The following is a 22,115-nucleotide window of genomic DNA, read 5'->3' on the forward strand; positions in this document are numbered from 1 at the left end:
CCGGATCGGCACCGCTCGCCTGCTGCAGGTGAACTCCCTCGGGACCGGGCCGGGCCGGGCGAGGCCATCGTCCAGGCCGTCTGCGGCACCCCGTCCCCGCCGTGACCAGGATATCTCCCCCACCGGGGCTTGCGGCAAGGCCCCCACGGTCCGCCAGAATGCTCGCTCGCGGCCGGATGCTCCGGCCGCAGAGGGGCGGAGGCGCACATGGTGGACGCACGAGCGGACGAGGACGTGCACGACGTGATCGTCGCAGGCGGCGGGCCGACGGGCATGATGCTCGCGGCCGAGCTGCGACTGCGCGGCATCGACGTGGTGGTGCTCGAGAAAGAGGAGGAGCCGAGTCGTCTGGTGCGCTCGCTGGGCCTGCACGCCCGCAGCATCGAGATCCTGGATCAGCGGGGGATCCTCGAGCGGTTCCTCGCGGAGGGGACGGTGTACCCGGGCGTGGGACGCTTCGCCGGGATCCCGTCGACGGCCTCCCCCGAGCTGGACACCGCGCACGGGTTCATGCTCGGCATCCCGCAGCCCGTGACCGACCGCCTGCTCGAGGAGAGAGCGCGCGAGCTCGGGGCCGACGTGCGTCGCGGGAGCGAGGTCGTCAGCTTGGCCCAGGACTCGGAGTCCGTGGATCTCATCCTCGCCGGCGGCGAGCACGTGCGCGGGCGCTGGGCCGTCGCATGCGACGGCGGACGCAGCCGCGTGAGGGGCCTGCTCGGGATCGGCTTCCCGGGCGAGGCGGCCGAGCACGAGTGGCTGCTCGGGGAGATGGAGGTGACGGCCCCGGCCGAGGAGGTCGCCGCCGTCTCCGAGCGCGTGCGGCGCGAGCACCGCGGCTTCGGCATCGGCCCGTCCTCGAACCCTGGGCTCCACCGGGCCGTCGTCCCCGCGGCGAACGTCGCCGAGGACCGCACGGAAGGGCCGTCGTTCGAGGAGTTCCTCGAACGGCTGCGCACCTTCGCGGGCACCGACTTCGGCGCCCACTCCCCCGTCTCGCTCACCCGCTTCACCGACGCCACGCGGCTCGCCGAGCACTTCCGCAGCGGCCGGGTCCTGCTCGCGGGAGACGCCGCGCACGTGCATCCGCCGCTGGGCGGTCAGGGGCTGAACCTCGGTATCCAGGACGCCTTCAACCTCGGCTGGAAGCTCGCGGCCGTGATCTCGGGGCAGGCCCCTCCCGCACTGCTCGACAGCTACGAGGCGGAGCGGCGACCGGTCGCCGCCGACGTCCTGACCACCACACGCGCGCAGAGCGTGCTGATCTCCGGCGAGCCCGGCGCTCTCGCCCTGCGGCGCGTCCTCGGCGAGCTGATGGAGCTGCCGGAGGTCGACCGGCTCCTGAGCGAGAAGATCGCGTCGCTCTCGATCCGCTACGACCTCTGGCCCGGGGACGAGGCGCCGGGCGGCATCGTCGGCCGCAGACTGCGGGACATGCCCGTGGGGCCCGGGCGACTCTACGAACGGATGCGCGAGGGCAGGTGGCTGCTGCTCGATCCGACCGGCTCCTTCGACGCCGAGCAGTGGTCGGATGCGGTGGAGCACCTGGTCGAGCCCGCCGAGGGCCTCCCGACACGAGCCGTGCTGCTGAGACCGGACGGGCACATCGCCTGGGCCGCCACGGAACCGGCGGCCGACGGTGCCGGGGCCCCCGTCGCGCACCCCTCTCCCGACCAGCAGGGCCTGGAGTCGGTGCTCGAGCACTGGCTCCCGCGGTGACCTCGGGGCGCCCGGATCCGCATCCCGTCGCCTAGCGTGGGGGCGAGGGCCGGATCGCCTAGCCCTCGCCCATCCACGAGGACGTCGGAGGTCCAGGCCATGAGCGATGCATCCACCCCCATCACCGCGAGCGCGACGATCGCGGCGTGGCTCGAGCACCCCCGCGGTGGCCCCGTGCTGCGTGCTTTCCTCGAGCGCACCGGCACCAGCCCGGACTCCCTCGGCCCCGCACTCGACATGCCGCTGCAGCAGCTCGTGCCGCTCAGCCGCGGGGAACTCCCCCAGAGCGCCGTCGACGACATGGTGCGTGCTGCGAACGACGGGGAGATCCCCGCGGACGGGACCCCGGGCGGCGGGGCGGACGGGGCCGGGCGGACCGACCGGTCGGATGCGCCCGCGGGGCGCTTCGCCGGTCGCACGGTCGTGGTCACCGGCGCCGCCGGCGGCATCGGCCGGGCCACGGCCGAACGCCTGCTCGCCGAGGGCGCGCGCGTGGTCGCGACCGACATCTCCGCCGAGCGCCTCGAGGCGCTCGCGAACGAGACCTCTGAGTACCACGTGGACCGGCTGGTCACAGTCGTCGGCGATCTCGGCTCCGCGCAGACGATCGACGCGATCCTCGCAGCGGCCGGCGAGCGCGTCGACGCGCTCGCGAACGTCGCCGGGATCAACGACGACTTCTCCCCGAGCAGCTCGCCTCCTCGATCCTGTACCTGCTCTCCGAGGACGCCTCGAACGTCAACGGCGCGGTGCTCGCCTCCGACGGGGGCTGGTCGGCGGTGTGACCGGGCGCGGCATCAGGGCGTCCTCCCGGCTCACAGCAGGAGGGCGATGATCGCCCCGATCACGAGGACGGCTCCCGTGAAGGCCGGGATCATCCAGTCGCCCGGCGTCGCAGATCCACCGGCACCGGCGGGCACGGCAGCGAAGTCGTCGGTGCGCGTCGCGGCGAGCGCGTCGGCCCGCCGGTCCGCGAGGCGGCACACGATGAACAGCCCGATCGCGAGCACCCCGGCGAGGACCATGTACAGCGAGGTGCGGTAGAGCCACGAGTACGGGGAGAAGTGCACGATCGTCACCGCCGCGAGGACGATCGGGACCTGCCGGTGCGCGCGGCGCAGGATCAGGTAGAGGAGGATCGGCAGCGCGAACACCTGGGAGACGGCGAGCGCCGTGGACAGCTCGTCGAGCAGAGGGTTCTGCGGACGCGGCCCGGCGGAGGTCACGGCCATCAGACCGAAGGCGATCGGCAGGGCGATCACTCCCTGCAGGAGCACCGCATAGGCGCCCGCGTGCTCCCCGCGCCATCGCCAGACGGCCGCCGCCAGCAGCCAGGTGAGGCCGTAGGCGAGGAGGAAGGCGAAGCCGTGGTGGTTGACGGTCGCGAGCCGACTCAGATCCGTGTCCATGCCGACGGTCTACCAGGGGCGGCGCCCGCCGCCCCCGGGTCCGGGCGAGGTCATGACATCTGTCGTGGGGCGCCCCGTGACGCCGGTCCCTGATCGCTCCCGAACCCGGTCAGCACCTCGCGGACCACGGCCGCGGGGTCGCTCGCGCCCATGACCGCGCGCACCAGTGCGACCCCGGCGACGCCGGCCGCGGCGAGCGCGGGCACGTCGGCGGGCGTCACGTCGCCGATGGCGACGATCGGCAGGCGCGTGCTCGCGAGCAGCGTCCGGTAGCCGTCGATGCCCAGGGGCGTGCGTCCCGACTCCTTCGTGGGCGTGGGCCGGAAGGGGCCGGCACCCACGTAGTCGAGCAGCTCCGCCTGGGTCTCGGCGGACCTCACGAGGTCGAGGGTCCCCGTGGTCAGCCCGATGATCGCGTCCGGGCCCAGCAGGGCGCGGGCCCCGGCGACGGGCAGATCGTCCTGGCCGAGGTGGACACCGTGCACGTGCTCGCCGCACGCCCGGGCAGTGAAGGCCACGTCCGCCCGGTCGTCGACCAGAACCCGGCAGGTGGGCGCGGTGGAGCCGACGGCACGCCCCACCGCGGTCACGAGACCGAGCAGCTCACGGGCCTCGAGCCCCTTCGCACGGACCTGGACGACGCCCGCGCCGGCAACGGCGGCGGCCGCCGCGGTCTCCACGGTGCGGCGATCGGTCCCGGAGGTGACGAGATAGCAGCGCAGGTCGAGGGGCGCCGGGGCCGCCCCGTCCCCGTCCAGGCCCGGGTGGTCGTGGTCGTGGTCGTGGTCGTGGGTCATCGGTCCTCCGTGGTGATCTCCAGGGCGTGCTCGCCGATCTCGTCGAGGGCGTCGAGCAGGGCGGTGCGGAAGGCGCCGGGCCGCGGCGCGCGGCGCGCGGCTCGCTCCCCCGCGACGTCGAGCCACACGGTCGCGGCGTGAGCGGCGCGGGCGGCGGCGGTGGTGAGGTCCGAGGGCCCGACGGGCGAGTCGTCAGGCCCGCTCCTCTCGACCGCGACGAGGCACGCGGCGGTGAGCGCCCCGAGCAGACAGCCGGTGCCGGTGACGCGCGTGAGCAACGCATGCCCGCGTCGGACCTCGATCCCCGGTGTGCGATCCCCATCGGCCATGACTGCACCCGCACCGACGATCCAGTCGACGGGCCCCGAGACGGCCACGGCTCCGCCGGTGAGAGCGACGATCTCGCGGGCGGCACCGTGGGCGCTCTCGGCTCCGTCGCTCGCGTCGGCGCCGCGTCCGCCGGTCCCGCCGCGCAGCGCGAGGATCTCCGAGGCGTTCCCGCGCACCACGTCCGGCCGCAGGCCCACGAGCTCGCGGGCGAGGGGCGTGCGCACGGGCGCGCGCCCGATCGCGGTCGGATCGAGCACCCAGGGGTGACCGGCCGCGATGCTCGCGGCCACGGTCGCGGGGATGCCCGACATCGCATCGGTGCTGAGGGTCCCGAGGTTCACGAGCAGCGCGTCGGCCGCCCCTGTGACCACGGGCGCCTCGGCCTCGGTCTCGGTCATCATCGGGCGGGCGCCCGCGGCGAGCAGACCGTCGGCCACGATGCCCATCGACACCGTCGCGGTGAGGCAGTGGACGAGCGGCGGATGCCGGCGCACCTCGGCGAGCACCGGGGCGACCTCGCGCAGGTCCGGGTCGTCACCGAGCGCGGCGTCATCGTCGACGTCGTGGTCTTCGCGAGGGTGCGGATCAGTTCTCATCGCCCGCTCCCCCGGCTGCCGCGGTCGGCGACCGCGTCGAGGTCCCCGTCGATCTCCGCCGCCGACAGCCGGGGCCCGAGCGCCGCACCGACGATGAGGAGGACGCCGCCGAGCACGAGCAGTCCGAGCACCGCGGCGTGCACCCCGAGCAGCGCCGAGAGCCCGGGCAGGTAGAACGGGTAGAGCGCGGGCAGGATCAGCGAGAGGCTGTAGCCCATCCCGTACCCGGTAGAGCGCACCGACGTCGGGAAGCGCTCGGAGAGGTAGGCGGAGACCGGTCCGTACGCGGCGACGGTGACGACCTGCAGCGCGGCGGCGAGCACGGCGGCACCGGCCAGCGTGCTCGAGCCGACCGCCATCCACCACAGCACCGGGCCCAGCACGGTCGCCGCGATCCCCCACAGGACGAACAGTCGGCGCCTGCCGGTGCTGGTGGAGAGATGCCCGGCGAGCGCCATCGCGAGCGCCTGCGCGCACGAGGCGATGCCCATCGCGACCGAGACGCTGGTCGCCGACAGACCCGTATCCTGGCCGAGCTGGGCAGTGAGCATGATGACGGTCGTGTTCGTGAGCAGCCACAGGCCCGTCATCAGGGTGAACACCTGCCAGAAGGCGCGCGCCCAGCGTCCGCGGAGCATGGCCGCGATGCCCGAGGCTGCGGGCCCCTCGTCCGCCAGGGATTCGTCGGCCAGGAGCGGGCCGTCGTCCGTCGAGGGATCCTGGCCCTCCCGCTCCTCGATCACTCGTCGCGTCGTCGGCGCATCGACCACGCGCCGCCGGTAGTAGGCGAGCATGCCGAGCGAGGCGAGCGCCCCGAGCACGAACAGTGCGCGCCAGCCCCACGCGGCATAGGCGTCGGGCCCCAGGACCAGCAGCAGCGCAGCGGTCGCGAAGGCGATCGCGGCCTGCGCCCAGGGCGCCATCGAGAGGATGAGCCCGCTCATGAGGCCGCGCCGGCGCGGGGCCGACCATTCCATGGCCAGGGGGATCGCGGCCGAGTACTCGCCGGCCACGAAGATCCCGCCGAGGAACCGCAGGGCGAGGATCAGGCCGATCGTTCCCACGCCCAGCAGCTCGTGGGTGGGCATGGCGGCGATCAGGAGGGCGCAGGCGGCGGTGCCGGTGATCGCGACCTTCGTGGTGCGGGTGCGCCCCAGGCGGTCCGAGATCCTGCCGAAGACCATGCCGCCGACGGGCCGGCCGAGCATCATCGCGATCACCACGATCGCTCCGGTGGTGGCGGCGATCCCCGGGCCCGCGACGACGGCGAGCGCCGGGGTCAGCGCGGTCAGCGGCAGGAACACGTGGACGTTGTCGATGAAGTTGCCGACCACCCCGGCGCGCAGGGCGGCGCGGCCCTCGGGCGGCAGCTGCGGCATCGGCGTCGGCCCGGCCGACGGCGTGTGGACCGCGGCGGCGGTCGTGGGCGGGCTCTCGGGCAGACGTGACCGCATGGCGGACATCCCTTCGTCAGTGCGAACTGCATCAGGTTCCACGGGTGTGATCTCAGCGCGCGCGGCGCACCCCGTGTCCGGCGCGCCAGTATTCCAGAGCCGTCGGCGGCGACGCGGCGCCGTCCGCGGCGACTACCCTTGCCACGTGAGCACTTCGAACCGTGGAACTGCCGACCGCATCGTCTGGGTCGACTGCGAGATGACCGGACTGGACAAGGAGAAGGACGCGCTCGTCGAGATCGCCGTCCTGGTCACCGATGGTGACCTGAACATCCTCGGGGAGGGCGTGGACGTCGTCGTCAAACCCCCGGCCGAGGCGCTGGAGCAGATGGGCGATTTCGTGCGCACCATGCACACGAACTCAGGGCTGCTGGAGGAGCTGGACGCGGGCATCACCCTCGAGGCCGCGCAGGAGCAGTGCCTGGCCTACGTGCGCGAGCACTGCCCGGAGGCCGGCAAGGCGCCGCTCGCGGGCAACTCCGTGGGCACCGACCGCGTGTTCCTCGACAAGGACGTGCCGGAGTTCGCCGCCTGGCTCTCCTACCGCACGATCGACGTCTCGAGCCTCAAGGAGCTCGCCAAGCGCTGGTTCCCCCGCGTCTTCTACAACACGCCCGCCAAGCACGGCGGCCACCGCGCCCTCGCCGACATCCGCGAGTCCATCCAGGAGCTCAAGTACTACCGCGAGGTGCTGTTCGTGGCCGATCCCGGGCCGACGACCTCGCAGGCCCAGGCCGCCGCGCGCACCTTCGAGCTCGCCGTCGACGGCGAGAGCGCCGACGGGTCCGACGACGCGGCCGCCGGCGCCGCGGGATCCTCCGCGCCATCGGTGCCGTGGCTGCAGCGCGCCACCCACCGCACCTGGCTGGACTCCGAGGGCGAGGAGCTGCTCGTCTTCGGCGCCGAGTCGCTGCGGGAGGACGGCGGCTTCGGCTGGCTCGACGAGAACGGGGAGCTCGACGGCGACAAGCCGGCAGAGCTCTGGGTGACCTGCCGCATGACCCACTGCTTCGCGCTCGCCACGATGCTGGGAAGCCCCGAGTACGGGCGCTTCGTCGACCATGGCATCGAGTCCCTGCGCACCGTCTTCAAGGACGAGGAGCACGGCGGCTGGTACTCCAAGATCTCCGGCGAGACGGTCATCGACGACGCCAAGGAGGCCTACGCGCACGCCTTCGTGGTGCTCGCCGCCGCCTCCGCGACCGCCGCCGGCCGTCCGCACGCCGCCGAGCTGCTCGAGGAGGCCCTGGGCGTCCTCGACGCGAAGTTCTACGACGAGGAGGCGGGGATGAGCGTGGATACCTTCGACCGTGCCTTCGCCGTCTGCGAGGACTACCGCGGCATCAACGCGAACATGCACACCACCGAGGCGCTGCTCGCCGCGTCCGACGTCACCGGCGACCGCCGCTGGCTGGACCGCGCCGTGGGCATCATGACCCGCGCGATCGACGAGTTCGCGCGCGAGCAGGACTGGCTGCTGCCCGAGCACTTCGACACCTCGTGGAACCCGATCCTGGACTTCAACGAGGACAAGCCCGCCGATCCCTTCCGCCCCTACGGCGCGACCGTCGGCCACTGGCTCGAGTGGTCCCGCCTGGTCCTGCACGGCCGCGCCGCACTGCTCGCGAAGGACGGCGACGCCCCCGAGTGGATGCTCGAGGCCGCGAACGCCCTCATGGCACGGGCCGACGACGCCTTCGGCATGGACGGGGAGCCCGGCTTCCCGTACACCGTGGACTGGGACGGCACCCCCGTGGTGCACGAGCGCATGCACTGGGTCGCCGCCGAGGCCACGGCTGCCTCCGCCGTGATGTTCCAGGTGACGGGCGAGGCGAAGTGGGCCGACCGCTACCAGGCCTGGTGGGAGTACGTCAGCGAGTTCCTGCTGGATCCCGAGCGGGGCAGCTGGCACCACGAGCTGGACCGGCGCAACCAGCCCCAGGCGCGCACCTGGGAGGGCAAGCCGGACATCTACCACGCCTACCAGGCCACGCTCATCCCGCGACTGCCCGTCACCCCGACCATGGCCGCCGCCGTCCGCGACGGCCTGGTCGACGAGATCGGCTGAGTCAGCCGGGCGGTGCCGCCCTCACGTGCGGCGCCGCCCTCAGTTCCGGTCGAGGGCGGCGTCGAGGCGCTCGATCTTCCCGTCGAGCTCGCCCTCATGGCCGGGGCGGATGTCGGCCTTGAGCACGAGGGAGACGCGCGAGCCAAAGCGGCCGGCCTCGGCCGTCGCGCGCCGCACCACGTCCATCACCTCGTCCCAGTCGCCCTCGATCTCGGTGAACATCGAGCTGGTGCGGTGCGGGAGCCCGGACTCCCGCACCACGCGGACGGCGGCGGCGACGGCGTCGTGGACGCTCGCGGCGTCGGATCCCTCGGCGAGGTCGCGGGTGAGGCCGGGATCGGAGGGCTCACCGGTGGGCTGAACGGAGAAGGCGATGATCATGCCCCCACTGTTCTCCCCCATCGGCCCGCGGGCAAGCGGATCATGCGCCCAGGAGCATGCGGCGACCCTGTCATGACGAGGCTGGATCCGGCTCCTGCTTTTCCGGCCCCGGAGTCCTCCAGGCCCGACACCCCAGTCTGCCGTGCCGACGAAGTGCAAGGCGTCTCACAGCGAGAACCCCCGTTCGAGGGTGCGGAGCAGGGCCGACGCCCGGTATGCTTGCTTCTCGTTGCGGTCCTCGGAGCGCACATGGTGGTCGTAGCTCAGTAGGTAGAGCTCCTGGTTGTGGTCCAGGCGGTCGCGGGTTCAAATCCCGTCGATCACCCCAAGAAACGCCCTGGTGACAGGGCGTTTTTTCTGTCTGAGCCGATGTCTGGACACCCACGCGGACGACGGCGGCACCAGCGCACCGATCCACCTGCCACCTCTCGCCCCGCACCCATGCGACGCTCCCGGCCGTCCACCGACGCCCCTGACGTCCACCACTACCCGCAATTCATTCGATCGCCGGCGCATCGAAAACGTGATCGGTATTCAAGAAGGTGCCCGCGGAGAATCTCCGAACCCGTCGACCTGCGCATGCACCACGAGGCTCTGCCGCACGGCCTCCATTCTTCCTCCTCACCTTTCTTCAATTCACTTACCGTTCGTCCGCATCCCGTTCACCGCCCGTACACCTGACGTACTGCGTCCGTTCCCTCGGGCGGTGAAGTCGACCACGGAACCCCGTTCGAGACGGTTCCGCTCACCTCGCCGAGCAAGCAGGCGACACGTGTCGGAGCCCGTCCCCGCCGCCACGACCTGCACGCCATGGCCACCAGCGCCTCTCACCTGGGGCGATGCCCCGCCCGTGGCGAGCACCTGAAGATGCACCGCCCCGCGCTCCCACGTCCAGCGCCCCGCCCTCCAGGTCCGGCCGCCGCGGCGGCCCCGGCCGGCCTGCGGGATCTCCCCAAGACACCGACGCGACACGACCGATTTCCCCCAGCGGTGCTGGGCTAGACTCGCCGCAAGCATTTCGATCGCCCGCCCGGAAGAGCTCACGCAGCGAATTCACGGGCACATGCACGAAATGCACCCCAGACTCCAGGCGTCACCTCCTGCAGCAAGCGATGAGAGGCAAGGATTCACCAGATGACCGATCCGAAGCAGACATTCGACGTCGCCGTGTGCGGTTGGTGGTACGGGAAGAACTACGGGTCGATCCTCACGTACTACGGCCTGAACCGCGCGATCGAGAACCTCGGCCACTCGGTGCTCATGGTCCACGAGCCCCTGGGCTACAACGGCTTCCGCGTCGAGTGGCCGGACGACATCGTCTCGATGCAGTTCGCCGAGCGCGTCGGCTACCACACCACCCAGCAGATGCACTTCACCGAGCTGCCGCGCCTGAACGAGCGCGCGCGCACCTTCGTGGTGGGCAGCGACCAGCTGTGGAACCCGCTCATCGGCCGCGTGAACAGCGACCTCTTCCTGGACTTCGTCTCGGAGAAGAACAACCGCGTCGCCTACGGCACGTCCTTCGGCAACCGCGGCACGAAGAAGTTCACGCCCGACTTCATCGCCACCCACGCCGCGCAGCTGCAGCGCTTCAAGGCGATCTCCGTGCGCGAGGGCTACGCGGTCGACACCGCGCGCGACATCTTCGGCGCCAAGGCCTCCCTGGTCGTCGACCCCGTCTTCCTGCTCCCCCGCGAGCACTACGACGAGCTCGCCGCGAACGCCACCGTCGCCCCGGAGGGCGAGTACCTCAGCGTGTTCTTCCTCGATCCGACCGAGGAGAAGAAGGCCGTCGCGCAGGGCATCGCGGACAAGCTCGGCCTCGAGATCATCCGTGTGATCCCCAACCCCGACGACGGCATCGAGCACTGCCGGACCCTGTGGGCCGACGAGCCGCGCGCCCAGATCCTCGACGAGGATCGGCCCGAGAACTTCCTGCGCACGTACAAGGACGCGGAGTACGTCGTCACCGACAGCTTCCACGGCTCCGCCTTCGCAGCGATCTTCGAGAAGCCCTTCTCCTCGATCTTCAACACCAAGCGCGGCGCGGACCGCTTCAAGAACCTCATGAGCTCGCTCGGCTTCGACGAGACGCGGCGCGTGCGCGAGACCGACTCCCACGAGGACATCGCCGCGAACCCGCACGTCACCCGCGAGATCGACTATTCGACCGCCCGCGACTACATCAGTTCCGGCCGTGAGTCCTCGATGGCATGGCTGAAGGACGCGCTGGACCCGAGCACCACGGGCTCCGCCGCGCTCTACCCGCGTCAGAAGCTCACGCTCACCGCGCCGGACTTCGCGACCGGAGGGTCCGGCTGGAAGATCTCGCGCCGCGGCAAGCAGACCCGCCTGCGGGTGGCGCGCGATGGCTCCGTGCTGGGCAACCTGGTGTGGACCGACCTGCCGGAGCCGCTCGTGGCCGGTTCCGCCTACCAGCTGCGCATCGACTGGACGCCGACGACCGACGCCAAGAAGGTCAACATCCACGTGCGCAACCCCGAGACGACCCGGTTCCGCGTCGTCGGCGCCGTGAACGTCGAGGGCGCGCGCGGCCAGGCCCGCACCGACACGCTCACCTTCACGGTCTCCGAGCCCGGATTCACCCAGTTCATGCTCGGCGGCGTGCACTTCACCGGTCGCCGTGCCGGGGCAGACATCCGCAGCATCGAGATCGAGCGGATCCCCACCGGCGCGCTCGCCGCGCAGGCCCCGGCCAAGCGCAAGGGCGGAGCGCCCGCGGGCGGCTTCTCCTCCCAGGCGAAGGCTCTCGCGCTCAAGGACTCCGAGCGCCAGGTGCGCTCCTTCAGCCACGCCCGTTCGGCCGACGGCGTCTCCGGCGCCCAGGCGCGGATGATCTTCCACGCCCACGCCATCGAGAAGGGCCTGAGCCGCAGCAATTTCCGACCCGGCTTCGGTGGGCGTGCGGTCCCGGGCCTCTCCAAGGAGATGAACGCCTGGCTCGCGGCGGATCGCGACATCTCGGACGAGTTCCTGCAGAGCTCGGCCGCCGTGATGAAGGCCTACTTCGACCGCCACGACCAGCTCGGCACCGACGTCTCGCACTTCCGCCAGCTGTTCTCCGAGGCCGCCCAGGACCTCATCGACGGCACCACCCACTCCGAGGGCGGCGTGCTGCCGGCCGGGCAGGTCCGGGAGCTCGTCGGCGAGGTGGAGAACGAGGACGAGGAGCGCAGCTTCCTCGACGTGGTCTACGGCCGCCGCAGCGTGCGCGAGTACACCTCGGAGCCCGTCAAGGACGAGGAGATCGCGCGCGCGGTGCAGATCGCGCTGCAGTCGCCCTCGGTCTGCAACCGCCAGGGCGCGAGGGTCCACCAGTTCGAGGACCCGGACGTCATCAAGAAGGTGCTGGACATCCAGGGCGGCTTCGCCGGCTACGAGATGCCGCCCAGGCTGCTGCTGGTCTCCGCGGACCTGGACGCGTTCCTCTTCGCGCCCGAGCGCAACCAGCCGTTCGTGGACGGCGGGCTGTTCATGATGTCGCTGCTGCTGGGCCTCACGCAGGTGGGCCTGGGCTCGGTGCCGCTGAACACGGCGATGGGCACGGAGAAGGAGACCAAGATCCGCGAGCTCATCGACATCCCGGACCACGAGGTCTTCATCTCGTTCATCGGCGTGGGCCACTTCGACGAGAGCGTGCTGGTGCCCCGTTCGAAGCGCACGGGCGTGCAGCGCGCGCTGGTCCAGCACAAGGACGCCTGAGTCCCGGAGCTCCGGCGGCCTCTCCCCCGCCCGGTCACGACGAGCGCGCTCACCCTCGGGTGGGCGCGCTCGTCGCGCTCCTGCTCCGCGCGTCCGCGAGCACGCCGTCGAGCCGGTCGCGCGCCGCGTGGAGCTGCTCGATCTGGTCCTCCATCCGAGCCCGCTCGCGCTCCAGCCGCTCGACCATCGCGGCCGTGGTGCGGCCGCTGCTCATGCACGGCAGCAGCTCGGCGATGTCGCCGCTGCTGAGCCCCGCGGCGAACAGCTGCTGGATGAGCAGCACGCGATCCACGGCCTCCTCCGGGTAGGAGCGCTGACCGCCGCCCGTGCGCTCCGCCGCAAGCAGGCCTCTCGACTCGTAGTACCGCAGGGAGCGCACGCTCACCCCGGTGCGCCTCGCGAGCTCGCCGATCCTCAGCATTCCGGTGCCTCCTGCATCGTGCCTCCCGATCGCTTGCACCTGACATGGCTGTCAGGTCCTAGTGTCGCGCACATGGACATCGCACACAGCACCGCACTCGTCACCGGAGCCAACCGGGGCATCGGCCGCATCGTCGTCGAGCAGCTGCTCGAGCGGGGCGCCCGACGCGTCTACGCCACCGCCCGGCGCCCGGAGTCGCTCCCCTTCACCGATCCGCGGGTCGTCCCGCTGCGCCTGGACGTGACCGACGCGGCGCACGCCGCCTCCGCCGCCGAGCAGGCCCACGACGTCGACCTCCTCGTGAACAACGCCGGCATCGCCTCGGCCCAGAACCTGCTCACGGGCGACCTCGAGCGCATCCGCGCCGAGATGGGGACGAACTTCTTCGGCGCCCTGCACGTCTCGCGGGCGTTCGCCCCGGTGCTCGCCGCGCACGGCGGCGGCGCGATCATCAACATCATGTCGCTGCTGTCCTTCCGCACCTTCCCCGGCAATGGCTCGTACGCCGCCTCGAAGGCCGCCGAGTGGCAGCTGACCAACAGCACGCGGCTCGAGCTCGCCGCCCAGGGGACGCAGGTGCTGGGCGTCCATCTCGCCTCGACCGACACCGACATGATGGCCAGCTGGGACATCCCGAAGAACGACCCCCGGCAGGTCGTGGCGATGACCCTCGACGCCCTCGAGGCCGGCCGCAGCGAGGTGCTCGACACGGACTCCGCCGCGATCAAGGCGCGCCTCGCGAGCCCTCCCGAGGAGCTCTACGCGGAGCTCGGCTGAGCCTCCGGGACCAGGGCAGGTGGGAGGATGCCCCGATGGACACCTCCCCCTCTCTGGTCCCCGAGCTCATGGTCGAGGACCTCGCGCGCAGTCTGCGCTTCTGGGTCGAGGGTTGCGGCTTCTCCGTCCGCTATGCGCGGCCCGAGGAGGGCTTCGCCTACCTCGAGCTGGGAAGCGCCCACGTCATGCTCGATCAGCGCGGCATCGGCCGAGACTGGGCCACCGGGCCGCTCGAGTCCCCGCTGGGCCGCGGCATCAACCTGCAGATCGGCGTCGCGGACGCCGAGACGCTGGCACGGCGCCTGGCGGCGCGCGGCGTGGAGCTGTTCCTCGCTCCCGAGACGCGCTGGTACCGCACGGGAGCCCAGGAGGCGGGCGTCGTGCAGTTCCTGGTCCAGGATCCCGACGGCTACCTGCTGCGCTTCCAGTCGTCCCTGGGCAGGCGACCGGTCTAGGCGGTCGCCTCGTACTTCCGCGCGCCCTCCTGGACGCCCGCGAAGCGGAAAGGCGCCGTGGTCACGCGCGGGGTCTCGACGTCCTCGTCGCTGCCCAGCAGGCGCTCGTGCAGCTCCTCGTACTCCTCGACGGTCACGGGGACGCGCGCGTCCAGGGCCGCTCGGGTCGCCGCGGCGCGCTCGGGTCGCGCGTACCCGGGCTGGACGGTGCCGGTGAGCATCTCCCCCGCGCTGCCGGATCCGTAGCTGAACAGGCCGATCCGTCGGCCCTCGAGCCCTTCTCGATGGTCCAGCAGCGCGGCGAGGCCCGCCCACAGCGAGGCCGTGTAGGTGTTACCGAGCCGGCGGTCGTAGACGGCGCCCTGCTCGAGCGCCTCGGGATCGAGGCGGCCCCCGGTGTGCTGGTCGAGGAAGCGCTGCGCCTTGACGGCCATCTTCGTGAAGGGCTGGTGGTAGACCACGGCCTCGAGCTCGTCGACGCCGGGGCCGCCCTGCGCCTGCAGGTCGTCCCATGCCCCCAGCAGGGCGTTCTTGTAAGCGCTGATCGAGAGCCTTCCGTTCACGAGCGCAGTCGTGGAGTCGTTCGGGCGCCAGAAGTCGTCGACGTCGGCCGAGTACACGCCGGAGACGGGGTCGATCGCGAGGAGCGCGGGGTCGGCGGCGATCAGCAGCGCGACGGCGCCGGCGCCCTGGGTGGGCTCTCCGGAGGTGCCCAGGCCGTAACGGGCGACGTCGGCCGCGATCACGAGGACCTTCTCCTGGGGCCGACGGGCCACGATGCCGATGGCCGTCTGCACGGCGGCCGCGCCCGCGTAGCAGGCCTGCTTGAGCTCGACGGAGCGCACGGAGCTCGGCAGCCCCAGCAGTCCGTGGACGATCACCGCACCGGACTTCGACTGGTCCACGCCGGACTCGGTCGCGAACAGCACGGTGCGCAGCCCCTCGGTCCCGGTGCGCTCGAGCAGGCGCGCGGCGGCGGAGGCGCCCAGGGTGACCACGTCCTCGTCGGCCGCGACCACGCCCATCTCGTCCAGCCCGATGCCGCGCGTGTACTTCGCGGGGTCGACGCCGCGGGCCTCGGCAAGCCGGCCGAGGTCCAGGACGTGGTGGGACGCGCCGAGCTCGAGGTCCTCGATGCCGATGCTCGCGCTGGAACTGGTGCTGGTGGATTCTCCGGTGCGGTTGCTGGTCATGAGCGCGGTGCCTTCCTCCGCTCGAGGCGACGATGGGCCGTCATCAGCTCACCCTGGTTGGTCTGGGCGGCCAGCAGCGAGAGCTCGCCGCAGAGCACGCTCGCGGCGATCAGCGCGGCCAGCCGGCGCGAGTTCGCGCCGGGCTCGCGCTCCTCGCGGCAGCCGAGGCGCTCCATCGCGTAGTCGACGTGCGGGAGGTCCTTGCCGTTGCCGACGGTGCCGACGATCAGGTGCGGGAGGGTGCACGAGAAGTACAGCCCGTCCTCGCGGACCTCGGCGTGGGTGAAGCCCTGGGAGCCCTCGACGATGTTCGCGGCGTCCTGCCCGGTCGCGAGGTAGAAGGCGAGCAGCATGTTCGCGTAATGGGCGTTGGCGGAGCGCAGGGCGCCGGCGATCGTGGAGCCGATCCAGTCCTTGCGCACCACCAGGTCGGTGATCCGCTCGGCGGTCGAGCGCAGCTGCTTCTCGACGACGTCGTGCGGGATGAGGATCTCGGCGACGACGCTGCGGCCGCGGCCGAGCACGCCGTTGACGGCGGTGGCCTTCTTGTCCGAGCAGAAGTTCCCGGAGATCGAGCCGTACTCGATCCCCAGGTCCCAGGAGAGGATCCGCTCCATGAGCTGCTCGGAGGCCTGCGTGACCATGTTGTGGCCGGAGGCGTCGCCCGTGGTGAGCGCGAAGCGCGTGAACAGCAGGTTCCCGACGATCTCGGGGTGGATCTCCTCGAGGCGGGCGAAGCGGGACCCGGTGGAGACGACCTCGCGCAGCTCGTCGACGCGCTCGGCGATGACCTTCGACGCCTCGAAGGCGGTGGCCGCGTCGGGGGCGACGAACAGCGTGGAGCGGGTCATCCGCTCCCCCAGCACGGTCGCGCGGATGCCGCCCTCGACCAGACGGGAGATGCGCGCTCCGCGGCCGACGGAGGGCCACAGCGGCGTCTCGTAGGTCGCGAGCGGCACCTCGACCTCCCCCTCGACGGCGTTGCCGCTCATCCGCAGGGGCCCCACCCAGCGGGTGGGGATCTGCGTGGTGGGCGCGGGCGCGGTCGGATCGGGTGCGGTGCTCATCGCTGCTCCTGGGGGTCTGCGGGGAGGTCGACGGGATGGAACATGGGTGCGGGCGCGGGCCGGGGCGAGACGGCCTGCTTCCGCCGCGCGCAGGCGCTCGCGTCGATGCCGCGCAGCGTGCAGAACTCGCGCAGTCGCCCGCGCACGAGCACGTCGGTGCTCTCGAGGTCGGCGGCCGTGCGGGCTCCGAGCAGGGCCGCGAGCTCGCGGGTGTGCCGCTGCCAGGAGCCGATGAGCTCGACGAGCCCGTCGGGCCCGCCCTCGACGACGGCCTTGAGGAAGGAGCCGGCGACGCCGACGGCGCGGGCGCCGAGCGCGAGGGCCTTGACCACGTCGAGGGGGTCGCGGACCCCGCCGGAGGCGAGCAGCGTCATCCCGCCCAGCTCGCCCTGGTGGGCGCGGGCGTCCAGCAGCGCGGCGGGGGCGGACTGGCCGAAGCCGGTGAGATAGGAGTAATCGCGGCCGGGGCGGCGGTCGTTCTCGATCGCGAGGAAGTCCGTGCCGCCGCGCCCGGAGACGTCGGCCCAGGCGACGCCGATGGAGGCGAGGTCGGCGAGGGTGCGGGCGCTGAGCCCGAAGCCGACCTCCTTAACGAGCACGGGCACCTCGAGCGCCGCCACGATCTGCTCGATGCCCCGCAGCCACGAGGAGAAGTCGGGGCTGCCCTCGGGCATGACGGTCTCCTGCACGGCGTTGACGTGCACCTGGAGGGCGTCGGCCCCCACGAGGTCGACGGCGCGGCGGGCGTCCTCGACGCTGCGGCCCACGCCGATGTTCGCCATCACGAGGCCGTCGGGGTTCTCGCGGCGGATCACGCGGAAGGCGTCCGCGGCGGACTCGTCCTCGAGGGCGATGGAGACGGATCCGCAGCCCATGGCGGTGCCGGTCTCGCGCGCGGCGATCGCGAGCTGCTGGTTGATGCGCCCGGTGGACTCCGTGCCGCCGGTCATGCCGTTGATGTAGAAGGGTGCGGCCACGGTGCGGTCGAACAGCTCGACGCCGAGGTCGACCTCGGGAAGGCTCACCCCGCCGAGGGCGTGGTGGACGAACTCGAGGTCGTCGAACTCGGTGGTGCGCGTCCCGCCCTGCCACTGCGCGGTGGCGAGGCGCACGTGGTCCTCCTTGCGCTCGCGGCGCCCCGCGGCGTCGGCGTCGGGCCTCGCCCCGTCGGTCCCCGCGCTCATCGCACGGCCCCCGCGGTGTCGGCGGTCTGCGGGAGGTGGGGGCGCAGGTCCAGGCGCAGGATGTCGTGCTCGCGCCAGGTGGCGAGCACCGCGTCGTCGCTGACGCCACCGGGCAGGAGCATGATGCCGCAGTCGCCGCCGCCCGCCCCGGAGGGCTTGCCGGCGGCGCCGCTCGCCTCGGCGAGATCGCACAGGGTGCGCAGCTGGTCGGTCTCGATGGTGGTGCCGCGCAGGCGACCGAGCTGCTGGAGCAGGCGGCGGCAGCGGCGGATGATCTCGAGCATCGTCCCCGGGTCGCTGTCCCAGGCGGCGACGAGCTCCTCGACGGCGGCGCGGGAGTCGTCGAGGAACCGGGCGTAGTGCGCGTCGAGGTCGTCCTCGCTCATGCGCACGCGGTCCACGAGCCGCTCGGTCGAGGCGGGAGAGCCGGTCCAGCCCACGAGCAGGCGCAGCGCGGTGAGGTCCGGCAGCGGACGCACCGTGCACACGTCCCATTCGGGGGCGGAGAGCACCTCGGCCACCGGGAGGGCGTCGCTGAGGGCGAGCAGCCTCGCCCGGTCGGGCGCTGTGTAGGCGATCCAGCCGCCGAAGGTCGAGGCCGCGAGGTCGCCGCCCGAGGCCTTCGGGGCGACGTGGATGGTCGCGAGCAGCGCGAGGCGGAAGCGCTCCATCGCGGTGAGCCCGAGCCCGTAGAACCGGTCGAGCGCATCGACGACGGCGACCGTGACGGCGGCCGAGGATCCCAGCCCGAACTTGCGGCCGCTGGAGTCATCCAGCTCGGAGTCGATGTGCAGGTCGAAGTAGCGCGGGTCGAGGCCACGCTCGGAGCGCAGGCGCTCGAGGATCGTGATCGCGGCCGTGACGTAGTCGAAGGGGCTGTGGTCCACGACGATCGTGTCGCCGTCGGCGTCGCGCACCCAGGTCACGGGCCCGTGGCCGTAGCGGCTGGAGTGGACGCGCCCCATCCCGATCGCCTCGGTGAGGCGCACGGTGAGGTAGCGGTCCACCGCGACGAGGATCGCGGGGTGGCCGGGCTCGACGACGGCGTACTCGCCGGCGATGTAGAGCTTGCCGGGGGCGCGGGTCTCGATCATCGCGCCACCCCGTCCGTCTCGCCCGCATCGACGGTCTCGTCCACGAGGTGCGCGCCGGGCCCCGGGCCGACGATCCGGACGCTGCCGTGCGCGGCCACGGCCTCGGCGACCCGCTCGGCGTCCGCGGGCGTGGTCAGCACGCACACGTTGGGGCCGGCGTCAGCCGTCGGGTGGGCGAAGACGCCCTGGGCCCGCAGCGCCGCGGCGCTGTCGAAGACGGCCACGCTCGCGGGCGCGAGGTAGCGCACGGGCGGCTCGCTCGAGGCGATGACGGCGTGCATGCGCAGGGCGTGGGACTCGGTGATCTCGCCGATCCGGGTGAGGTCGCCGGCGGCGCACGCGCGCACCATCTCCTCGAGGGTGCGGGCGGTCGAGGTGATCCAGGCATCGTAGAACGGCGAGGTCGCGGCCGTGCGGCGCATGCCCTCGCGGCTCGAGACGGCCTTCTGGGCGCCGTCGACCGTGACGATCACCAGACGCAGGTCGGGTGCGTCGATCTGCTCGGCGTACGAGGTCTCGTCGTCGGTCCCCGCATGCCAGACCGCATAGCGGTCGACGACGGAGCGGCAGGCCGAGCCGGAGCCGCGGCGGGCCAGGCGGCTGAGCGCGCGCTCGTCGAGGGCGAGCCCGAAGGCGCGGGAGGCGGCGAGGGCGAGGGCCGCGAAGCCCGAGGCGGAGGAGGCGAGGCCCGCGGCGGTCGGGGCCTCGTTCACCGAGTCCACGTGCGCGCGCTCGCGCGAGCCGGCGAGCTCTCGCACGTGGTCGAGGAAGCGCGTGGTCCGCGCGAGCGCGGTGCCGGTCGCCGGGGAGCCGTTCAGGACGAAGGAATCCTCGTCGGCCTCCGGATCCAGGGTCACCGTGGTCGTCGTCGCGAAGGCGTCGAGGGTCATGGACATGCTGCCGGCGACGGGGAGGATGAGCTCCTCGTCGGCCTTGCCCCAGTACTTCACGAGCGCGATGTTCGGGTGCGCGCGTGCTGTCGCCGTTCTCATGCGGTCTCCACCGTGGTCTGCCAGGTGCGGGTCGCGCCGGCGTCCTGCAGCATCGTCTCGAGGTGCGCGGCGCGGGCCGCATCGGGCGCGAGGGCGAGCACGCAGCCTCCGCGCCCTCCCCCGGTGAGCTTCGCGCCCGCCGCGCCGGCCTCGCGGGCCGCGCCGACGAGGCGGTCGAGGGTCTCATCGGACACCTCGAGCTCGGTGAGCAGGCCGTGCGCCTCGTCCATGAGCGCGCCGAGCGCGGGGACGTCGCCGGTGGCGAAGCGGTCGAGGGACTCCTCGACGATGGCGCCCAGGCGGCCGATGATCCCGTCGACCCGGCTCGGGAAGGTCTCGCGCAGCTCGCGGACCGCCCCGACGGCCTCCGCGGTCGAGCCCTCGTGGCCGCTGTCGGCGAGCACGAAGGTGAGGGGGGCGCCGACGGGGACGGGAGTGACCTCGCCGGCGCGGAAGCGGATGGGCACGTCGGACGCGACGGCCCGCCCGTCCAGTCCGCTCGAGCGGCCGTGGGCGATCGTCTCGGCGGCCATCACGACGTCGTGCACGGCCTCGGGATCCAGGGGCGTCTCGGTGAGGTCGCCGATCGCGCGGGCGATGCCGGCGGCGACGGCCGCGCTCGAGCCGAGCCCGCGCTCGAAGGGGATCGCCGAGTCGATCTCGACGTCCAGGCCGAGCGGCGCCGAGGTGGTGAGGGCGAGGGCCGCGTGGATCGCGGTCACGAGGGGGTGCAGGCGCTGCGGGGCGTCGGCCGCGGAGCCTGTGAACAGAGCGCTGCGCAGGTGGAGCTGCTCGTCGGCGCGCTCGGAGACGCGCACGGTGAGGTCGAGCGCGTGCAGCGGGACGGCGATCGCGGGGGCGCCGTAGACGACGGCATGCTCGCCAAGCAGGATCGACTTCGCGTGGGCCCGACCGATGCCGGTGCGCGCACCGTGCACGCTCGTGCGCGCTGGGTTCATCCTCGTCTCTCCCCGCTGCCTGGTGGATTGCCGGCCGACCTCCGGCCGTGCGCCAGGATACGGCGCGCCGCCCCGGGGCCGCCCGCCGCGGTGGGCCTGCTCACCTGCACGCTCACCTGCACGGACGTCGAGGGAGGACATGCGTCGATTCTGGCACGCGCCGGACGGTCCCGAGCGGGGTTCCTGGGCCGGGCGTGCGAAGGTTCTGTGAACACCCCGGCGGAGCCGCCGGAGGGTCCGCCTCACATGCGCGACCAGCCGGGGGTCGAGGGACCGATGAGGGGGCGCCAGCCCGTCTCGGACATGAAGCGCACGGAGCTCACGCGCAGGCTGCGGCGCTGGACCTCGAGCCGCGTGCCGACGACGGTCTGCGCGATCTCGGGATAGAACTTCGCGGGCCCCTTGGCCTTGGCCTCCGTGCCGAGGTCCTTGGCCCAGCGTCCGCGGGTGATCGGCTCCCCGCCCACGTTGTAGAAGCCGCTGCGCGCGCCGAGGGCGGCGACGAAGGCGCGGCCCGCGTCGCGGTGGTGCAGCAGGGTGATGTAGCTCTCGGGCCGACCCAGCAGGATCTGGTCGCCGCCGCGGGTGGCCTTGAGCGTGTGGGTGGTCTGCGGGTCCCGGCCGAAGAGCTGGCCGAGGCGCAGGATCACGGCGCTGCGACCGCCGGTCGCGAAGTCGACGGCCGCGCGCATCTCGCGCACCCGCGGGCGGAAGGCCTGGTTGCGGACGGACAGCGGCTCGTCCTCGCCGATCCACTCGTCGCCGTTGTCCGGGTAGAGGAACATCGTCGACTCCTGGACGAGGCGCTGCACGCCGGCCTTCTGCGCGGCGGAGGCGATCGCGACGGAGGCCTCCATGTGCAGCTTGTCGTCCTCGCGCCAGGCCAGCGGGCGCATGGCCGCCATGCCGATCGGCACGTGGGCGAGGGTGTTCACGACCACGTCGTGGCCCGCGAAGACGTCCTCGAGGGCGGCGGCGTCGAAAACATCGGCGACGACCGCGGAGGCGCCGCGGCCCTCGACCACGGGAATGCCGCGCTCACGGCGGGTCACCCCGGTCACCTCGTGGCCCGCGGAGACGAGCGCCTCGACCGCCTCCTGCCCCAGAACGCCGGTGGCACCGGTGACGGCGATCTTCACAGCCGATCTCCTTCCGCAGGTCGCATGTCGCGTCGTGCGCGGATCGTCCGGATCGAGAGCCCTCGAGCGGTCCGAGCCTGCACAGGTCGAGTCTAAGTGATCCTGCACCGCTCTCCCGATCCGCGGCTGGGAGCGGCGTGCACGCGGACCGGACACGGGGCGAACGGTCGATGGGAGCGACGAAGCCCCCGCCGCTTCCGCGACGGGGGCTTCTCGATCGGGTGCGCCATCAGGGACTCGAACCCCGGACCCGCTGATTAAGAGTCAGCTGCTCTAACCAACTGAGCTAATGGCGCCGACGAACGAAAACATTACCCCGCTCCGGTCCGAGTGCAAAACCGGAGGCCACACCCTGTGAGC

General features: G+C 72.4%; 18 protein-coding genes, 2 tRNA genes, 2 pseudogenes and 1 riboswitch. Of the genes and pseudogenes, 8 read left to right on the forward strand and 14 right to left on the reverse strand.

The window, feature by feature from the left end; genetic code table 11:
* Positions 1 to 207: 207 nt before the first annotated feature.
* The 3 genes and pseudogenes from ACFQ53_RS04090 to ACFQ53_RS04100 all read left to right on the forward strand — a co-directional run.
* Positions 208 to 1,716 (forward strand): FAD-dependent monooxygenase, encoded by a 1,509-nt coding sequence (locus ACFQ53_RS04090; RefSeq protein ID WP_377855701.1) that lies wholly within the window; start codon positions 208 to 210, stop codon positions 1,714 to 1,716.
* Positions 1,717 to 2,016: 300 nt separating this feature from the next.
* Positions 2,017 to 2,331 (forward strand): annotated as a pseudogene (locus ACFQ53_RS04095) (SDR family NAD(P)-dependent oxidoreductase); the annotation flags it as partial.
* 74 nt (positions 2,332 to 2,405) lie between these two features.
* Positions 2,406 to 2,501 (forward strand): annotated as a pseudogene (locus ACFQ53_RS04100) (short-chain dehydrogenase); the annotation flags it as partial.
* Positions 2,502 to 2,531: 30 nt separating this feature from the next.
* Here the strand turns inward: ACFQ53_RS04100 and ACFQ53_RS04105 are convergent.
* From ACFQ53_RS04105 to ACFQ53_RS04120, 4 genes are all read right to left on the reverse strand, one after another.
* Positions 2,532 to 3,125 (reverse strand): DUF7010 family protein, encoded by a 594-nt coding sequence (locus ACFQ53_RS04105; RefSeq protein WP_377855706.1) that lies wholly within the window; start codon positions 3,123 to 3,125, stop codon positions 2,532 to 2,534.
* 50 nt (positions 3,126 to 3,175) lie between these two features.
* The gene (locus ACFQ53_RS04110; protein ID WP_377855709.1) at positions 3,176 to 3,922 is read right to left on the reverse strand and encodes a thiamine phosphate synthase; all 747 of its coding nucleotides are present in this window, start codon (positions 3,920 to 3,922) and stop codon (positions 3,176 to 3,178) included.
* The gene (locus ACFQ53_RS04115) at positions 3,919 to 4,848 is read right to left on the reverse strand and encodes a hydroxyethylthiazole kinase (RefSeq protein WP_377855712.1); all 930 of its coding nucleotides are present in this window, start codon (positions 4,846 to 4,848) and stop codon (positions 3,919 to 3,921) included. The genes ACFQ53_RS04110 and ACFQ53_RS04115 overlap by 4 nt, the downstream gene beginning before the upstream one ends.
* Entirely contained in the window at positions 4,845 to 6,302 is a 1,458-nt protein-coding gene (locus tag ACFQ53_RS04120) for an MFS transporter (RefSeq protein ID WP_377855715.1), read from the reverse strand. Before ACFQ53_RS04120 ends, ACFQ53_RS04115 begins: the two co-directional genes overlap by 4 nt.
* Positions 6,294 to 6,386, reverse strand: a riboswitch (TPP riboswitch). Its footprint overlaps the gene before it by 9 nt.
* Before the next feature lie 61 nt (positions 6,387 to 6,447).
* Here ACFQ53_RS04120 and orn point away from each other — a divergent pair.
* Positions 6,448 to 8,370, forward strand: coding sequence for an oligoribonuclease (orn, locus tag ACFQ53_RS04125; protein WP_377855719.1), 1,923 nt, complete (start codon positions 6,448 to 6,450; stop codon positions 8,368 to 8,370).
* Positions 8,371 to 8,409: 39 nt separating this feature from the next.
* Here the strand turns inward: orn and ACFQ53_RS04130 are convergent, their stop codons facing one another.
* Complete coding sequence (locus ACFQ53_RS04130; RefSeq protein ID WP_377855722.1) at positions 8,410 to 8,751, reverse strand: MTH1187 family thiamine-binding protein; 342 nt, start codon at positions 8,749 to 8,751, stop codon at positions 8,410 to 8,412.
* A 252-nt stretch (positions 8,752 to 9,003) separates the two neighbouring features.
* Between ACFQ53_RS04130 and ACFQ53_RS04135 the strand changes: the two genes are divergently transcribed.
* A tRNA-His gene (locus ACFQ53_RS04135) sits at positions 9,004 to 9,079 on the forward strand.
* A gap of 806 nt (positions 9,080 to 9,885) precedes the next feature.
* Entirely contained in the window at positions 9,886 to 12,474 is a 2,589-nt protein-coding gene (locus ACFQ53_RS04140) for a polysaccharide pyruvyl transferase family protein (RefSeq protein WP_377855725.1), read from the forward strand.
* Positions 12,475 to 12,523: 49 nt separating this feature from the next.
* On the opposite strand, the gene ACFQ53_RS04145 is transcribed toward ACFQ53_RS04140, so the two are convergent.
* Positions 12,524 to 12,895 carry a MerR family transcriptional regulator gene (locus ACFQ53_RS04145; protein WP_377855728.1) on the reverse strand — a complete coding sequence of 124 codons (372 nt, stop codon included), beginning with the start codon at positions 12,893 to 12,895 and terminating at the stop codon, positions 12,524 to 12,526.
* 72 nt (positions 12,896 to 12,967) lie between these two features.
* Between ACFQ53_RS04145 and ACFQ53_RS04150 the strand changes: the two genes are divergently transcribed.
* Complete coding sequence (locus tag ACFQ53_RS04150; protein WP_377855731.1) at positions 12,968 to 13,672, forward strand: SDR family oxidoreductase; 705 nt, start codon at positions 12,968 to 12,970, stop codon at positions 13,670 to 13,672.
* 35 nt (positions 13,673 to 13,707) lie between these two features.
* The gene (locus ACFQ53_RS04155; RefSeq protein WP_377855733.1) at positions 13,708 to 14,127 is read left to right on the forward strand and encodes a bleomycin resistance protein; all 420 of its coding nucleotides are present in this window, start codon (positions 13,708 to 13,710) and stop codon (positions 14,125 to 14,127) included.
* Here ACFQ53_RS04155 and ACFQ53_RS04160 read toward each other — a convergent pair.
* The 8 genes from ACFQ53_RS04160 to ACFQ53_RS04195 form a co-directional block, all read right to left on the reverse strand.
* The gene (locus ACFQ53_RS04160; RefSeq protein WP_377855735.1) at positions 14,124 to 15,320 is read right to left on the reverse strand and encodes a hydroxymethylglutaryl-CoA synthase; all 1,197 of its coding nucleotides are present in this window, start codon (positions 15,318 to 15,320) and stop codon (positions 14,124 to 14,126) included. The genes ACFQ53_RS04155 and ACFQ53_RS04160 overlap by 4 nt on opposite strands.
* The gene (locus tag ACFQ53_RS04165) at positions 15,317 to 16,387 is read right to left on the reverse strand and encodes a hydroxymethylglutaryl-CoA reductase (RefSeq protein ID WP_377855740.1); all 1,071 of its coding nucleotides are present in this window, start codon (positions 16,385 to 16,387) and stop codon (positions 15,317 to 15,319) included. Before ACFQ53_RS04165 ends, ACFQ53_RS04160 begins: the two co-directional genes overlap by 4 nt.
* Positions 16,384 to 17,571 (reverse strand): type 2 isopentenyl-diphosphate Delta-isomerase, encoded by a 1,188-nt coding sequence (gene fni, locus ACFQ53_RS04170; protein WP_377855743.1) that lies wholly within the window; start codon positions 17,569 to 17,571, stop codon positions 16,384 to 16,386. The genes ACFQ53_RS04165 and fni overlap by 4 nt, the downstream gene beginning before the upstream one ends.
* Positions 17,568 to 18,665, reverse strand: a complete 1,098-nt coding sequence (locus tag ACFQ53_RS04175; RefSeq protein WP_377855746.1) for a phosphomevalonate kinase — start codon at positions 18,663 to 18,665, stop codon at positions 17,568 to 17,570. Before ACFQ53_RS04175 ends, fni begins: the two co-directional genes overlap by 4 nt.
* The gene (gene mvaD / locus ACFQ53_RS04180; RefSeq protein WP_377855749.1) at positions 18,662 to 19,657 is read right to left on the reverse strand and encodes a diphosphomevalonate decarboxylase; all 996 of its coding nucleotides are present in this window, start codon (positions 19,655 to 19,657) and stop codon (positions 18,662 to 18,664) included. The genes ACFQ53_RS04175 and mvaD overlap by 4 nt, the downstream gene beginning before the upstream one ends.
* Positions 19,654 to 20,616 (reverse strand): mevalonate kinase, encoded by a 963-nt coding sequence (gene mvk, locus ACFQ53_RS04185; protein WP_377855752.1) that lies wholly within the window; start codon positions 20,614 to 20,616, stop codon positions 19,654 to 19,656. Before mvk ends, mvaD begins: the two co-directional genes overlap by 4 nt.
* Positions 20,617 to 20,858: 242 nt before the next feature.
* Complete coding sequence (locus ACFQ53_RS04190) at positions 20,859 to 21,755, reverse strand: NAD-dependent epimerase/dehydratase family protein (RefSeq protein WP_377855755.1); 897 nt, start codon at positions 21,753 to 21,755, stop codon at positions 20,859 to 20,861.
* A 222-nt stretch (positions 21,756 to 21,977) separates the two neighbouring features.
* Positions 21,978 to 22,051, reverse strand: a tRNA-Lys gene (locus ACFQ53_RS04195).
* Positions 22,052 to 22,115: the final 64 nt, after the last annotated feature.

Source organism: Brachybacterium sp. NPDC056505 (assembly GCF_042794925.1).
Taxonomy (GTDB): domain Bacteria; phylum Actinomycetota; class Actinomycetes; order Actinomycetales; family Dermabacteraceae; genus Brachybacterium; species Brachybacterium kimchii.

What these genes read in the sequence shown, in the direction of transcription:
- ACFQ53_RS04165 (WP_377855740.1), bottom strand. Translation starts at nt 16,387, where the DNA reads ATGAGCACCGCACCCGATCCGACCGCGCCCGCGCCCACCACGCAGATC.
- ACFQ53_RS04120 (WP_377855715.1), bottom strand. Translation starts at nt 6,302, where the DNA reads ATGCGGTCACGTCTGCCCGAGAGCCCGCCCACGACCGCCGCCGCGGTC.
- ACFQ53_RS04105 (WP_377855706.1), bottom strand. Translation starts at nt 3,125, where the DNA reads ATGGACACGGATCTGAGTCGGCTCGCGACCGTCAACCACCACGGCTTC.
- fni (WP_377855743.1), bottom strand. Translation starts at nt 17,571, where the DNA reads ATGAGCGCGGGGACCGACGGGGCGAGGCCCGACGCCGACGCCGCGGGG.
- ACFQ53_RS04140 (WP_377855725.1), top strand. Translation starts at nt 9,886, where the DNA reads ATGACCGATCCGAAGCAGACATTCGACGTCGCCGTGTGCGGTTGGTGG.
- ACFQ53_RS04150 (WP_377855731.1), top strand. Translation starts at nt 12,968, where the DNA reads ATGGACATCGCACACAGCACCGCACTCGTCACCGGAGCCAACCGGGGC.
- ACFQ53_RS04175 (WP_377855746.1), bottom strand. Translation starts at nt 18,665, where the DNA reads ATGATCGAGACCCGCGCCCCCGGCAAGCTCTACATCGCCGGCGAGTAC.
- ACFQ53_RS04155 (WP_377855733.1), top strand. Translation starts at nt 13,708, where the DNA reads ATGGACACCTCCCCCTCTCTGGTCCCCGAGCTCATGGTCGAGGACCTC.
- ACFQ53_RS04090 (WP_377855701.1), top strand. Translation starts at nt 208, where the DNA reads ATGGTGGACGCACGAGCGGACGAGGACGTGCACGACGTGATCGTCGCA.
- ACFQ53_RS04130 (WP_377855722.1), bottom strand. Translation starts at nt 8,751, where the DNA reads ATGATCATCGCCTTCTCCGTTCAGCCCACCGGTGAGCCCTCCGATCCC.
- mvaD (WP_377855749.1), bottom strand. Translation starts at nt 19,657, where the DNA reads ATGAGAACGGCGACAGCACGCGCGCACCCGAACATCGCGCTCGTGAAG.
- ACFQ53_RS04115 (WP_377855712.1), bottom strand. Translation starts at nt 4,848, where the DNA reads ATGAGAACTGATCCGCACCCTCGCGAAGACCACGACGTCGACGATGAC.
- ACFQ53_RS04145 (WP_377855728.1), bottom strand. Translation starts at nt 12,895, where the DNA reads ATGCTGAGGATCGGCGAGCTCGCGAGGCGCACCGGGGTGAGCGTGCGC.
- mvk (WP_377855752.1), bottom strand. Translation starts at nt 20,616, where the DNA reads ATGAACCCAGCGCGCACGAGCGTGCACGGTGCGCGCACCGGCATCGGT.
- ACFQ53_RS04110 (WP_377855709.1), bottom strand. Translation starts at nt 3,922, where the DNA reads ATGACCCACGACCACGACCACGACCACGACCACCCGGGCCTGGACGGG.
- ACFQ53_RS04160 (WP_377855735.1), bottom strand. Translation starts at nt 15,320, where the DNA reads ATGACCAGCAACCGCACCGGAGAATCCACCAGCACCAGTTCCAGCGCG.